The sequence below is a fragment of the Mucilaginibacter sp. McL0603 genome, from assembly GCF_049992945.1.
Lineage (GTDB): Bacteria > Bacteroidota > Bacteroidia > Sphingobacteriales > Sphingobacteriaceae > Mucilaginibacter.
In genome coordinates this window covers 2647400-2662915 of sequence record NZ_CP188251.1, presented here as the reverse complement: position 1 = coordinate 2662915, position 15516 = coordinate 2647400, and the positions used below count along the sequence as shown (strand labels likewise).

Annotated in this window: 7 protein-coding genes; 4 read left to right on the top strand and 3 right to left on the bottom strand. The window is 37.3% G+C overall.

Annotated elements, in window-relative coordinates; genetic code table 11:
- The first annotated feature begins 10 nt into the window (after window positions 1-10).
- Both ACPPVU_RS12530 and ACPPVU_RS12525 read left to right on the top strand, forming a co-directional pair.
- On the top strand, window positions 11-3991 hold the full coding sequence (locus tag ACPPVU_RS12530; RefSeq protein ID WP_426672051.1) for a hypothetical protein: 3981 nt from the start codon (window positions 11-13) through the stop codon (window positions 3989-3991).
- A 547-nt stretch (window positions 3992-4538) separates the two neighbouring features.
- Complete coding sequence (locus tag ACPPVU_RS12525) at window positions 4539-4724, top strand: helix-turn-helix domain-containing protein (protein WP_426672050.1); 186 nt, start codon at window positions 4539-4541, stop codon at window positions 4722-4724.
- Window positions 4725-4895: 171 nt separating this feature from the next.
- Here the strand turns inward: ACPPVU_RS12525 and ACPPVU_RS12520 are convergent, their stop codons facing one another.
- The gene (locus ACPPVU_RS12520; RefSeq protein ID WP_426672049.1) at window positions 4896-6083 is read right to left on the bottom strand and encodes a hypothetical protein; all 1188 of its coding nucleotides are present in this window, start codon (window positions 6081-6083) and stop codon (window positions 4896-4898) included.
- A 775-nt stretch (window positions 6084-6858) separates the two neighbouring features.
- Here ACPPVU_RS12520 and ACPPVU_RS12515 point away from each other — a divergent pair.
- Window positions 6859-8265, top strand: coding sequence for an AAA family ATPase (locus tag ACPPVU_RS12515; protein WP_426672048.1), 1407 nt, complete (start codon window positions 6859-6861; stop codon window positions 8263-8265).
- The gene (locus tag ACPPVU_RS12510; RefSeq protein WP_426672047.1) at window positions 8262-9170 is read left to right on the top strand and encodes a DUF4435 domain-containing protein; all 909 of its coding nucleotides are present in this window, start codon (window positions 8262-8264) and stop codon (window positions 9168-9170) included. The genes ACPPVU_RS12515 and ACPPVU_RS12510 overlap by 4 nt, the downstream gene beginning before the upstream one ends.
- 20 nt (window positions 9171-9190) lie before the next feature.
- On the opposite strand, the gene ACPPVU_RS12505 is transcribed toward ACPPVU_RS12510, so the two are convergent.
- Window positions 9191-12934, bottom strand: a complete 3744-nt coding sequence (locus ACPPVU_RS12505) for a hypothetical protein (protein WP_426672046.1) — start codon at window positions 12932-12934, stop codon at window positions 9191-9193.
- A 779-nt stretch (window positions 12935-13713) separates the two neighbouring features.
- Window positions 13714-15516 (bottom strand): ATP-dependent nuclease, encoded by a 1803-nt coding sequence (locus ACPPVU_RS12500; RefSeq protein WP_426672045.1) that lies wholly within the window; start codon window positions 15514-15516, stop codon window positions 13714-13716.

Below are 15516 nucleotides of genomic sequence, written 5' to 3'. Positions count from 1 at the left end.
ATTAATTATTATGGCTATCGAGGATAAAAAATTATTCATACTTCCTTTTCCGCAACGCATACATTTAAATGAGGCGGGAGCTAGCAAACTTGTCTGTAATGTGGTAATCCTGCCAAGGAATGATCCGTTTGCTGATCTGGCTAACAACGAGGATCTTACCGCTTTTGTAAGCGCCACATTTAAACTAAAAGCATGGTTGGTTCAGGGAGAAAGTGATAAGTTGCCTGTATCAGGAGATCATGCTGATGATGCGAATTACCAGCCAAAACACAATCTTATTTTTCAAAACAACAGCAGGGAAAATGTTTTTAATGCGATTGCCGCAGAATTTAACATCACAGATACAAGGGATAAACTTTCCACCAAAAAACCGGTTATCTTAAAAAAATATTTACCTGAAGCCTACCGCAATGCATTTGGATTTAGTAAGCCGCTCAACGATAACGCCGTTACAGATGACAGTTATTTCTGTTCCCTAAAGAACAGTAGTTTTACAAATCCTTATGTAAGAAAAGATAATGTAAACTGGGCGCAAGTACTTGCATTTGCACTTTCTCAGCCCCTGCTGGCAAAAGAGCTGGGTATTTTATATTCCGATATTGAAGTTCCTTTTGATAACGCAGACCTTTTTAAAGAAGGTGGCTGGATCTATTTTGATTTTGATGAAACGGATGCTGCTGATACAACGCTTCATTTAACAAACAGCGATCTGGTGCAATATTATGCCGCACGAATACCTGCGGCAACTGAATCCAGGCAGGTGTTTGCACCGGTGCTTTTCCCTGTGCTGCACATAGATAAATTCGGAAATGTAGAACCCACCGTGCCTTTTGATGATGTATTTAAAGATGTAGTTCAATATGATGATGGCTTCGCTAAAATTGTTCATTGCAGCCAGGCTGTTCATACGAACCCGATCCTGGAAACCAAAGAGGGGTTATCGCCAGTGATGGATACCGGTATAAGACTGGGCTGGGATGATGAACAAATATTAACCTGGATGAGCAGAAGTTTTACGGATACGCATTTGGGAGCGATATTGCCAGGATCACCGCAAAAAGCGCATTCCAAACTAACTGTCAGCCGCTATCGTATTGATGTGGCTGAAATAAGCCAGGCGGTTTTTGATTCAGATGACATTAGCTTAACCGAAAATAAAACAAAAGGAAAATGGAGATCGCAGGTTGCCATTAGTTCAATAGAACCTCTAAATTTAGCAGGAATAGAATTAGGAAATTATGAAGGCGAATTGGGCGTGCAGGTTTCACCCGCAAGAAGCAATGATAACGAAACACAGTTATGGCTGCCTGCATTTTTTGCTTTCTGGAATGGCGCTTCGCTTGCTGTACCTGATCCCATACCGGAAGAAATAAATAATATAGCTAAGTATAAAGCCGCTGAAGTAATAAAAAAACCCGAAAAAAACCCGAAGGTATTATATAAACAAACGCCGGGAACGGAAATGGAACTGAAGTATGGAAAGCATTATGCATTTCGCGTGAGGCTTTCTGATATTTCCGGCGGTGGTCCTGTTACCGGTGATAAGGCTTTAAATCCCGGCGAAAGCGGAATTTGCAAGCATAAGTTTACACGCAATGTGGCACCATCGCCGCCTGCAATATCAGATGAAGACAATGGTTTAAAAATTATTCGTCCGCGATTGGGTTACCCGGCCATTTTATTTGCCGCAGATGATACTGCCAGGGCTGTACAGTTATTAAAGGAGGACAGGGTAGCCTTAGATGCAGCGTCAGGTGATCTTGCAAAAATCACTGTGGATCCTGATGGAACCCAAAAATACAAAATACAGGATCCGGATAATCCGGAGACTTTTGAGCGGTTCAAACTGGCTTCAAGGGAGGTATCTGTCGCGGATCCCGATGCAGACAAAGTGCACATTATTGTTGAAGCGGTAACGCTTGATATGGACAGGGAAGCTTCTTATAATGCTTTGCATGCTATTACGCCTAAGGAGCCTTACCTGCTGCTGTATGAAACCGTCCGCAGCTTTGGCGATTATGTATTATCATTGGATGAAGCTGACCATACGCTTCATCTTCCATTCGATTTCAGAGATGTACCTGTTGTTTTTTTTAATGATGGGGTAAAACCGGATGAGCTTGGACTGGGCGTAGATGTCAGCACACCAAGCGGCCCGCTGATCTTACCAACAGCTAGGAAGATCCGTATAACTATAAGGTCATTTTGCAGCACAGGTAAAACAGACTATTTCGGCCATGAAGATTTTCGTTTCAGCACACCTGTAAAAAAAGATATCACACAAAGTATTGAAAGCCTTGAAACTGCTCCTTTGCTGAAGAAAACAGAGGATTCTTTATTAAGTATTTTCTTTCGTCCCGAAGTACCCAAAACAGCGCAGGAAAGTCGTGCTGCCGCCGCAAGAGGTGATCAAAACCAGACAGATGTCAGCATTGTTGAACGACTTGCAACTGTAAGCGGTTTTAAAAAGAACGGGCTCTCACTTATGGGGAAGGAAGATGAACGCGTTCAGTTTGGGTGCTCCAATCTTATAGGGCATACCTTATCTCCCGATCACTCTTCCATTACTTTTGCAACTATAGATGACCTGTCAAGGAAATGGATATCTGTTATTCAACTTAACCTTAACAGGGATTGGTGCTGGGATATGCTAAAGGCGGATAGCTTTGAGGTTTTCCGCCAGTGGAAATACAACAGAGCAGACGGGATAGATTTTGAAGAAGATAACGAAGAAAAGGTTGGCGTGATTGGATTGACCAAAGGATTGAACTGGCAAAATATGCAGGAGCCGGATCGTTTAAAAACAAGATTGGTTTTTATAGATGCATTAAATATTAAGCCGGGTGCTAAACCTGTGGGCGCTTCACAGGGACCCTCAGAGTTTCCCGAACCTATTGATGTTCGTTACCGTGTCTCCCCGCGCTTTAACAAGGTCATTAATTTCAATGAGACGGCGTATAATTATGCCACGCAGCCCTATAACCTGGAGAATACATTACCCATCACAGACCCTCCTTCGCAGGTGCCCGAAATAGTTTCTGTGGGATTAGCGTTATCTGCCACTGACAGTGACGAACAGCTTTTCAATAATCAATATGCTGCAACATCAGAACAAAGAAAATACTTGTGGATAGAATTTGCCGAACCGGTCAAAAATCCTGACGACACCTATTTTGCAAGATTGCTTGCTTATGCGCCTGACCCGGCCTTGGCCATTCACGATATTGATGTTGAGCACGAAATAGCTGAGCCTGCTATTAATCTCGATTCTGAAATTATACGGATGATACGTCCGCTCCAAATAAAAGATAATTCAGGTCTTGATGCCATGCAAATACTATCACCAGCAACAGCTAAGGCAGGCGCTGAAGAACAAGGCATACGCCATTTTTTATTGATGATACCTGACGGATTAAATCCCGATTCACCGGAACTTTTTGGATTTTTTACCTACCAGTTTTGCGTAGGCCACACGGATAAAAAGTGGTCAACAGCCCAGGCCCGCTTTGGCCGCGGTTTACGTGTGACAGGTATTCAACATCCTGCACCAAGACTTCGGGTAAGCTCGTTAAGAAAACCTGAGACCATTGAAGTGAGCGCAGTGTATGCAGAATCATTTTTAAATGGCAACAATTGCACTCCTCTTTTTCCGAGAACAAGCGTTTATGCATTGTTATATGCGCAGGTATTGCAAGCAGATGGGAAACAATACAGGAATATTCTTATAGACCAGGTATCCTTACAAAAACCTCAGCGAAATAACAACGTTGACAAACCTGTAGGGTTAACTTCATGGGTACTAAAAGATATACGGACAAAACTGTTGCGGAAAGGTATGGACATTAATGCACCTTTAAGTGTATTGGCCATTGAAATAATGCCTGACAATAGAGAAGGGCAGATTCAAACAAATAATGTAATTGACCCTGAAAATATTCGTATTCTGCGAACTTCAAGACTGTATAAAATTGCCGATAGCTGCCCATTATGAATTTCGGATTACATAAAAAAGTTGGCTCGAAATTAAGGCCTTATTGCATTGAAATTATGAATTTGTAAAATAAATCAAGACTCATGAATAATGTGATAAGCAGAATAGTTCACGATATTCACTATCTCAACGATGTAAAGTATTCAGGGTTAAATAATTGCACCTTTATCGGCAATACGGGGTATTTATACAAAATTTATCAGTCTGACCTTTTAGTACCGCAAGGATCGAGTTAAAAGCACCTTGCGGAATAATCAGCAAAATAAAGAACGATTTGAACCAATCTTCAGACGGTTCGAAAAGGCAATTGCGGCTGCGGCGATAGCGCCGTTAAAAGAGAACAGGACTAAGGCATTGCGGGACCTGAAGAAAAAAGTAGAAGAGCGATTCAAGGCTGTGACCATTAAATAAAAATGAGCATGCCGCAAATAAAATAAGAGACTCAAATATTGAAATTAAAATTGCCTATCTGGAATTAATTCTTGAACCGATAATCGACAAGATTTTAGAAAAGAAAAGACAGGCAGAAATAGAAACAAGACCATTAATGACTATCGCTGATATTGCGGTAACGTTTAAGGTAACGAAAACAACGGTTCAGAATTGGATTATGAGAGGAACGATAACCGGACGCAAAGTAGGTAAGAACAGATATTTTACTTATGATGAAGTGAAGCAAGCTCTAGGTGATTACGGCTGGGATAAACGACTAACAGGCGAGAGCTGGTTGTAAACACCCAAGACCCCATGTGAAAACGTGGGTTTTTTTGTTGCATAAGAGTTTAGACAAAATAAGATAAGGATAAGAAAGTCCCGCCGACGGGACTCTATGTACCGTGTTACAGACACGGCACATTTATCAATCGATTAAAAACTGCAACGTTTTAGGTTGATTTGAGTTATTTCAATTGTCGATATTAAGAATATTTACTTTAGATGTTGGTTTTGACCGACGAGTAATTTTCTTCATTTGATAATCATATTTATTTTTGATTTCGGTCATAATGTCCAACAAAATTGTTTCATGCCTTTTACATCTTTCTGCGGTATTATAGCATGCGAATCTAAATGACTGATTTCCTACAAAATGAACCAAACGTATGGAATCCGCTTTACTAAATTCTAGATGTTGATGAAGCTTTTCAATACCTTCAAGTTCATGTAAGAATGACTTACTTGCGCTCCATTTCATCCGAATTTCCTTCCCAAGTTCTTGTAAATCTTGAGGTTCTGAAGGAATTAATGAAACTTCGTCTATTGGTTCCATTTCTTCGCTATACTTCCGCGCTAATTCAAATAATTGAATTAATTTTTGAGATCCAGAATTGTAATAATTTTGTTCTAAATTGTTATTTGAAACGATTAAGCGATTATTAAATAAAGTTGCACTATCAGATAGAAATTTTGATTCTCTATCATAGATTTTTGAAAGTTCGTCGTATATTTTATCGAACACATTCGAGGCTGATCTTACGGTTTCATAAGTATACAGGCATTTTTCAAATTTTAAAATTGAATTATAAATTTTAATGGTATCATTATCCAGTATAAAGATTTTGGGTTTTAAATCATAAAGGAACTTATTTTTTGATTCGATATAAGAGTCGCTCTCAGGCGATTTATGTAAAAGTACATTCATTTCCGTTGACGCACTTATCAGTGCGGTCACATCAAACAGCCTGTTCTCCTTTTGTATCTCAATATCTCTTTGCGTAAAAAGTTGTCTAAGATTGCTTGAAAGAGTAGCTTCTAAAGATTGCCTCTTAAATTCTAAATCCTTCTGAAATTGTAATTGTTCATTTCGGGCATTAGAGTCCTGTCTCAATTTATCTTGCTGATAGTGTGCGTTAGCGGTAGAATCAGAAATATATTGATTCTTTCTTTGTTGTTGTTCATTCTTAACCTTATCAAAGTATTCGATAATCGAGATTATTATAGTTATTAAGCCAACTATTTTAAATATTAAATCATATGCTTCTGTACTTAATCCGAATACCTTTTTAGTTGGCTTAATAACTTCAGAAATAATACGCTCAGAAACTACACTGCCTTTAACTTCAGTTGTCTCTTTTCTAGTTTGTTCCCATTCCATAAGTTTTATTAATAGTGAAAATTAATATTTTTAACATTACGTACAAACCGTGTTTTAACGGTATTTTTAAATAGTTAGATAAAGCCGTAAAAGGTATGTTGTGTTCCATTTAAAAAGCCACCATTTTTTGATGGATGGTCTAGGTAAATGTATTTAGCTTATCCATTTTAATAGGCATTAAAGATAACTTCCAAAGAAGACAGATACACGCCACAGGAAAATTATAGACAGGCTTGTACGATTAGCCAGGTAAAGTTCATTACACTACGCTTCATTACCTTTTTTAAGGCCATCACAAGCCATAAGATAATTGAAGTGGTTACGTATTACAATTGTTTTGGAAGTTTAAAGATATACGCTCTAATGGCTTAAAATGGCTTAAAGGAGTACTACCTATTCCATAAGACTTTAAAAGATACAATGACGAAGGAAACCCGGTTTATTTTAGTAAGGACAACATTAAAGCAATACCTTTTGCTTGGCTAACCTTCCGCGAGCGCCCAATTACAGAAAGGCAGATATTTTAAAATTGATCTCCAATTTTTTCAATAAGGCCATAAATAATCCCAATAAAGTATGAATCTAACTGTTTTTAAGTTTTTACAAATAGGATCACCATTCGATAAATACCGTGAAAAAACGGGGTCAGAATGCAAATTATATTTTATTAATTCGTAATTCAACAGAGCAATAATAACTTATTGTACGGTGATGATTAAAACGATGAAGTTTTTATAGTAGTTTTAAAAATTCGCAATCTTTAAAAAAACCAAAGATGAATATTAAAAGATTTATCATCAACGATTTGTTTGGAAGCCAAAATGTAGATATCACATTCGAGGCAAATACGAAAATTCTTATTGGGGATAATGGGTTGGGCAAAACGACAGTTTTAAATGCAATGTATTTTTTGCTTTCAAAGAAATTTGACAGGCTGAATAAAATTAATTTTTCAACTATTGAGTTGCATTTGGACAATAAAAAAAAGATAGTTATTAAAAAAGATGAGTTAAATTTTTTTGTACAACGACCCAGAAACCAATCTGGAAGAAGTCATTTGTATACAATTTTGACGGATAAAGCAACTAAGCAGAATATTAGTGATTTAAAAACAATTGTTGACTCCAAAATTCCAGAGCAACAAAAAAGGCTTCGATTGTTGTCCGCATTGCGTCATTTTGGATTAAATTTTAATGCACCGTCCAGTTTCATATATGAAACAGTGATAAAATTCTTAAATGAATATGAGGCAAACGGTTTCCTTAAAACGATAGCGGAAATCGATGCTACAGTTGATGGTAAAATTCTCTATTTCCCAACATATCGCAGAATTGAAGAAGATTTAAAAAATATTGGCTTTTTACCAAAAAGAGAAATTCTTGAAAAATACAGCCATTTTTTGGACGAAGAAGATATGGATGATATTAGCAAAAGAACTCTTGACGATGATGTAATTCAATTTGGAATGACCGATGTGGAAGAGAGAATAAAAAGTTTAACTCAAGAAATAACACGGTCTTCGGTAATTGGTTTCTCAGAAATCACAGGCGAAATGTTACATCAACTTTTAACAAATTTCCCTGACACAAAAACTAATAATGCTGCAAAGTTAGATGTAGAAAAAATTCAAACAATCTTGCATCGAGTAGGCCCCAATATTTCCCAAGATGATAAGGATAAGATTATTGCAATAATAAAAACAGGGAAATCAACAAGCGCTAATTTGGGTTTAATTTATTTCATAAATAAGTTAATTGAATTATATAATAAACAAGAAGTGCTAGATATTTCAATTAAAAGTTTTGTAGACACTTGTAACGGTTATTTAAATGGTAAGAAATACATTTACAATGAGAGAGAGGTCTCTCTAAAAATTACAAGAAATGGTTCAACAGAAGAAGAAGTTCACCTTAACCAATTGTCTTCTGGAGAAAAGCAAATAGTTTCATTGTTTTCTAAAATTTACTTAGAACAGGATTCAAATTTTATTGTCCTTTTTGACGAACCTGAATTATCGTTATCGGTTTTTTGGCAAATGAAATTATTACCAGACATATTAAACAGCGGTAAATGTAAATTTTTGTTTGCCGTAACTCATTCTCCTTTTATCTATGATAACGACTTAGCTATAAATGCCGTTGGGTTAAACGAATATATTTTTATGAATAAAATAAAAAAATGATTTCCGCAACTGACCTTATTCTAGTAGCAAAAAATAGTGCTACAACAGCTTATCACAAGTTTGTATTATTGTCTAATCGTCGTGAAACAGATTTATTTTGCTTCTTTGAAGGCCAAGACAGTAAATATTATTCGCCAAGAATAAAAGCATTTTCACAAACTAATTATCACCCAATTATTTGCGGTAATAAACAAACAGTTATTAAAACATTTCAATTGTTAGATGAAAAGGAGGTATATAAAAAGTATAAAAAACTGTATTTTATAGACCGTGACTTCGATGAAAAAAATGAAAATCCCCACATCTATGAAACACCTTGTTATAGTATAGAAAATTTGTATTGTCAAGAAGAAACTTTGATTGAAATTCTGAAAAATGAATTTTCCCTCACTGAAGAAGATCGAGAGTTTCACATTATTATAGAAACATTTAGAAAAAACCAAAAGGACTACCATTCTGCTACAGCTCTATTCAACGCATGGTATGCCGTCTTAAAGTGCGTAAGGAATAAAACGGGAGTTTCAACAAATGTGTCTTTGGACGAAAGCCTTCCGAAGGACTTTATATTGCTCAAAATAGGAGAACTCAGAAGCAATTACGATCTACAAAAAATAAAAGAAACATTTCCAGATGCACTTACAGTAACCGATGATGATATAAATAAAAAAGAGCAAGAATTTTTGAAGGCAGATTGCTCAAAGATATTTAGGGGAAAATTTGAAATGCATTTTTTTTATAAATTTCTATTATACTTAATTGAAGATGCGAACAAGGAGAAAAAAATGCTAAAAAAGAAAACCAGCTTTTCGGTTAGTAGAGGACTACTGTTGTCACAAATTTGCCAATATGCAATTACACCATCATGTTTAAATGAATATCTAAAATTAAATATAGGCTCAGTTTAATTTTAGATAAAAAAGAGATTTCATATCTCTTCCCCTTCCTGAGCAAGTATCAATAGCAATTTATCTTCAAACTCCCTATCAATAAGTTCAGGATGTTTGCTTTTAAGCCTCTTCCACTGATAAATAAGCCGCTTCTTTAATATCAATGGTTCGAAGCTACCGATTTCAACCAAGAAATCTTTGTATTTATTTGTTCCTGCTGAGAGAGTATTTGCATCTTCCGACAAGAACTCTCCCCAAAACTCAATTACGTCCACCCAATATAATTTGTCCTGGCCGTTGTTAAGTTTATTGTGAAGTTCTTCCATGTCAGGAAATTTATTTTGGCCGTATAGATGGTAAGTTACTATAAAGCGAAAGATTCGTTCGTGAATAAAACGGTAGTATTTTTTCCCTTGTACTATATATACTGTAAGTACCTTTTCGTTTTTCGCTGTTTCCAAAAACTGGCTGTCGATATTATCGACAGAATTATCAGGTTCGAGGTTTTGGCTATTTTCACAAAACATTGACCATGCCTTCTTTTTGAGATTTATAAATTGAAGTTCATCCTTCAGTTTTTCAATTAGCTCCTTATAAATGGTTAAGCGGGTAATTGGTAAATTGCCGTTATTGTTGACGATATATTCGGCAATTAGAGTAGTTGTGAAAGGAAGAAAATTAAAATCGTTTCGAACCTGGTCATTTGAATAAAAATCAAACAAATATTCTGCTCTTTGTATGCTGTCAACCCAAGCATCATTTTTTAGCAAAAACTGAAGTTGTTGTTTACCAAATGGCCTTAAATCAATTTTTTCTTTTTGGATTTCCGGCCAGTCAGGAGTAAACTGAGAAGTAATAATTACAATATTTTCTCTTAAAACGAGTTTTACGAACGATCTTACGTTTTCCTGATCTCTGCATTCGTTTAACCCATCCAAAAGAATAATAAAGTTGCCATTTTTTACTATGCTAAGTGCTGTTTTTTCATCTACTTCGAGCTGTCCATACCGTTGAAATTCACTTTGTAAGGACATACCCCCATTTTGAAATAGGCCAAGTTTTAGTAAAATCGGTGTTTTATTTACCGTTAAAGCTTCTATGGTTAGTTGTTCTAACAATGCCGTTTTGCCTAAACCTGATCGCCCTTCAATCAACCATAAATTATTATTCTTTTTGCTCTTTATCTTGTTCCAAAGGTTTTCGATCAAATGGCCACTATCCACTTCTTCGACCTGTGGTGGATTATATTTTTTGCGTCCAATTGACCATTGCAGTAAATCAGGTCTTTTTAAAATTTCCATTTTGTAATTCTTTAAAATAGCTTGTTTTATTGGCTGAATCCAAATTAATAGCGGCTTAGTAATTATACCCTTTACGCTGAAAATGCTAAGGAGTAGATCGAAATTTTCTCCAAAAATGTTTTTCCTAAACCAAGGTAGAGGTATAGCCAAAAGAAGAAGAAGAAAATTTAATACGAAAATGGATAAGCCTACAATAATACTATTCCGTAAAATAATGATCCAAATCTCTTCTTTATCTAACCTAAAATTATTGGATTCATAATTATTCCATATCGATAGACTAGGGTGAATTTTAACACTTACTTTTATTTTCAGGTATTTGCCTTGCCAGTCTTGCAAAACATTTTTGGCATCATCACGGAATTTAATTGTTATGCTACCATCTTCATTCCGATGCTTCGTATAACGCCTTTGACTTAGTAAATGAACTAATGTGTCCTTTTCTGGATGAAGATCTAAAGTGACATCATAAAGGGGTGCATTGGTTTTGAGTTTTATGGAACCTTGTAGCGTTTTCAAATTATCATAGTCGACTGTTTTTAATGAAAACAGGGTAATAGGGATAGAACTTCCTTCAACGATTCCTATGCCAACAACCCAGGCGCCACCATTTGGTTTAATAGCAACTGAACTAGAAGGAAAGGACAACAGCTCCAGATCACGATACCATTTACCAAGGTTATTAGGGTTGTAGTACCAGACCGTTCCGTCACCAACCGCCCAGGCGTTGCCATCCTGCTGCACGGCTACTGATTGAAGAAATGTTCGGTTAATTTCGGCCGGGGTCTCGTCCTGCCAACGACCCTTGTTATCAGCACCCGGGGTGTAATGCAAGATCATATGCGAACCAACCACCCAGGCGTTGCCATCCTGCTGCACGGCTACTGAAGAAAGAGTCGTTTGAACTCTTTTAATTGTGTCCGGGGTCTCGTCTTGCCAATGACCCTTGTTATCAGCCTCTGGAGTGTAATGCCAGATCATATTCGAACCAACCGCCCAGGCGTTGCCATCCTGCTGCACGGCTACTGATAAAAGCTGTGTACGAGCTCTTTTAATTGTGTCCGGGGTCTCGTCTTGCCAATGACCCTTGTTATCAGCACCCAAGCTGTAATGTAAGATCGTTCCCCGGCCAACCGCCCAAGCGTTGCCATCCTGCTGCACGGCTACTGATAAAAGCTGTGTACGAGCTCTTTTAATTGTGTCCGGCGTCTCGTCTTGCCAATGACCCTTGTTATCAGCACCCAAGCCGTAATGTAAGATCGTTCCCCGGCCAACCGCCCAAGCGTTGCCATCCTGCTGCACGGCTACTGAAGAAAGATCTATTTGAGCTTTTTTAATTTCGGCCGGGGTCTCGTCCTGCCAATGACCCTTGTTATCAGCACCCAAGCTGTAATGCAAGATCGTTCCGCCACCTACTGCCCAGGCGTTGTCATCTCTCTGCACGGCTACTGAAGAAAGAACTGCTTGAGCTATTTTAATTTCGCCCTGGGTCTCTTCCTGCCAATGACCCTTGTTATCAGCACCCAAGCTGTAATGCCAGATCCTTCCAAAACTGACCGCCCAGGCGTTGCCATCCTGCTGCACGGCTACTGAAGAAAGATCTATTTGAGCTGTTTTAATTTCGGTCGGGGTCTCGTCCTGCCAATGACCCTTGTTATCCGCACCCAAACTGTAATGCCAGATCGTTTCACGACCTACCGCCCAGGCGTTGCCATTCTGCTGCACCGCTACTGAATTAAGCACCGTTAAACTGTTTTTAATTTCAACCGGGGTTTCGTCCTTCCATTGGCCATGGTTATTAGCACCCGGGGTATAATGCCAGATCGCTCCGTCAGTAACCGCCCAGGCGTTACCATTTTGCTGCGCGGTTACTGATAAAAGATTTGTTCGAGCTCTTTTAATTGTGTCCGGGGTCTCGTCCTGCCAATGACCCTTGTTATCAGAACCGAACCTGTAATGCCAGATCGTTCCATCACCAACCGCCCAGGCGTTGCCATCCTGCTGCACCGCTATTGAATAAAGAACTGTTTGAGCTTTTTTAATTTCGGCCGGGGTCTCGTCCCGCCAATGACCCTTGTTATCAGCACCCAAGCTGTAATGCAAGATCGTTCCAATACCAACCGCCCAGGCGTTGCCATCGTGCTGCACCACTACTGAAGAAAGATTTGTTTTTTTAATTTCGGGCGGGGTCTCGTCCTGCCAATGACCCTTGTTATCAGCACCCGGGCTATAATGCCAGATCATTCCCGGACCAACCGCCCAGGCGTTGCCATCCTGCTGCACTGCTACTGAAGAAGGATATCTTCGATCTGTTTTAATTTCAGCGGGGGTCTCGTCCTGCCAATGACCCTTGTTATCAGCACCCAGGCGGTAATGCCAGATCGTTCCCTGACCAACCGCCCAGCCATCTTTTCCATTATCGGTTAAGTTTATGCTACGAAAATCAAATGATCTTGAGATATCTTTCCATTCTGGAAGCAATGAGATTGGTTTTATGGGTGTTAAAGATATTGGGGTTTGAGAGTCAGGGCTACCGCAGCTATAAAGTAAACTTACGATAAGACAAACATGAGATAATATGTATAAAGTCTTTAAATTAAAGCTTAATATCCGGTATATCATACCTCGGGTTAATTCAAATCCGCTTCTAGAAACTTTGCTATGTACTTGAACGTGTAATGAATAGCTGGATTTCATCCACTGTTCAATTAATTATTCGTACTAATATAAGTAAAAATCGCTAAGTATGTTTTGAAATACACATAGATTTAAACTATCTAACTAGCTAATTCAGGTTTTTAATAGTATACCTTTTTTTAATTTTAATAAAATTATGCTATTTTTATTGACAGTAACTGTGACAGTAAAAACAAAAAAACCTGTAAGTTCCTCACCTTACAAGGGTAATTTTGGTAATCTAGTAGCCCAAAAGGGAAATTCTTAGAACACTTATTGGAGTTTTTAGAGGCAGTAGAGCCAATATTACATGACATTCCCCAATGATATTAAAATAACTAATCTATTTTTCATTTGGAGGCAAAGAAATTATTTTAAACCCCAGTATGAAATTTCAATTTGAATTGATTTCCGACGAGAATCGAACTCATGCGGTCTATGATAGTTTAAAGGAGATTTTTTGCCCTTAAGTTTGGTAAAACTCACGATTGACTCACGAAAACAAAATTTAAGCATTCAATCTTCAATTACAAATTGAATGTAATTTGGCAATCTTTCCAAGCACAATTTAATTTAAATCACGGCTAGTTTTTAATGCTGTGTATGGTATCAACTAAAAATTCATAGTCATTATTTCTTTTTTCCATCCAAGCTTGTATGAATATTTTCTGAATAGCGATAATATTCTCACTGGTTGAGCTGCCTATTGTTTCTTCAGATAGCCTTGCAAACCTTTCCTTTGTTGATTTTAAATTCTCAATACTACTCATAATCTTATCTGTTTGGATTGCATTTCCTTTGGTTAAAAAAACCAATTGTTTGGCTTTACTATCGTCCCATATTATATCTTCAGGAATTTGTCCAGGTAAATAAAAAACATTGGATTTATAGAAGTCCAGATATTTTTTAAATAACGTAATTTTTTGTTCCTGATCCCCTCCATCAACACCGCCGTCAACTGAAAATTTTATGTCTTCCCCTGTGATTTCTTTTACCTTCTGTTGTAAAAAAACAACCGTTAATTCTGATGTTGCAAGATTTTTCCAATCAGGAATGTTTTCAATTATTTTCTGGTCTCCGTCAAATAAAACATAATCTTTCAATTCCAAGCTCCTACAAAAAACGCTTATGAATTCCTTTTTTATTACAGACTGTCCGCCCGCGTTATAATTAACGTTAAACAGATTTTCAGTAGCTTCACCTAAATTTCGGAGTACCGATTTGATAATTTCGGAAGCCAGTTTATCTTCTACAATTAGATTTTTCCGGTTTTCTAAAGGGAATTCTATATGAAAAAAAGCTTCCTCTGGAGAAAGGCCCTCCTGAATTAAAAATCGCCCTGTTAACGGATTCTGGTGAAATACCTTAATTGAACTTGCTGGCAATCCTTTAATGATTGAAGGGGAATGACTTGTTATAACGATCTGATGTTTTTTTAACTTGATTTGTTCTAACAAGAATAATTTTAACCGTGCTTGAGCTCCGGGGTGTAGCGAAACTTCTGGTTCGTCCAACAAAATCAATGAATACTCTGAAGCATTAAGTACCATTTGAACAAGTCGGACAACTGCCATCTCACCACTTCCAGCAAATGCCTCGGAATAAACAGCAAAATTAGTAGTAAATAAAACTGAATATCCTTCATTTGAAAATATGGAATGTTTAATCGACTTACCGGAAGTATATTCGCGGCCTAATATAAATGAAATCGCATCCAGTTCAGCTTTATTAAAAATATGTAAAGGGTCATTAAGTTTCTTTTTCCCCTCTATAATAAACTTTTTATTCCCACTGAATACATCTTTTAAAATAATGGATTTCTCTCTGATAAACTCTTGTCTATTTCGTGCTTTATCCTTTAAATTATTTCCGAAATAAAAAAATTTATCAAAAGCACTAAGCTCCTCTCTAAAGTCAAGATAGATTACATTTTTTTTGATCGGCTTACCCCTTGAATTACCGTCACCTTTTTTCATCCCAGCCCAAGTAAGTGGCCTGCTTGTCTCCCAGTAATTAGGGTCATTTTCCCGTCTTATTCTTGCTTTGACGACCTCAACTATATCTCCTTTCTCATTTTTAAATTGGTACCAAAATGAATGTCTTCGTTTTTCATCATCATAATATTGGATGGGATCCACTTCTGTGTCAAACCAGAATTCATAGGGAGTTTTACCATAAACAGTACCGTAGACGGCATGTAATGCAGAGCTTTTACCACACCCATTCTGCCCAATAAATACTGTTAGCGGGAAATCAAAATTAATTTTAGAATTGACTTCAAGATTTCTATAAAATGGGAACTGAATGAAATCTATATACTTTACAAACTGATCAGCTTTTTTTATACTCACAAGTGAGTTAACAATATTTTGCAGTTTGTCATCCAC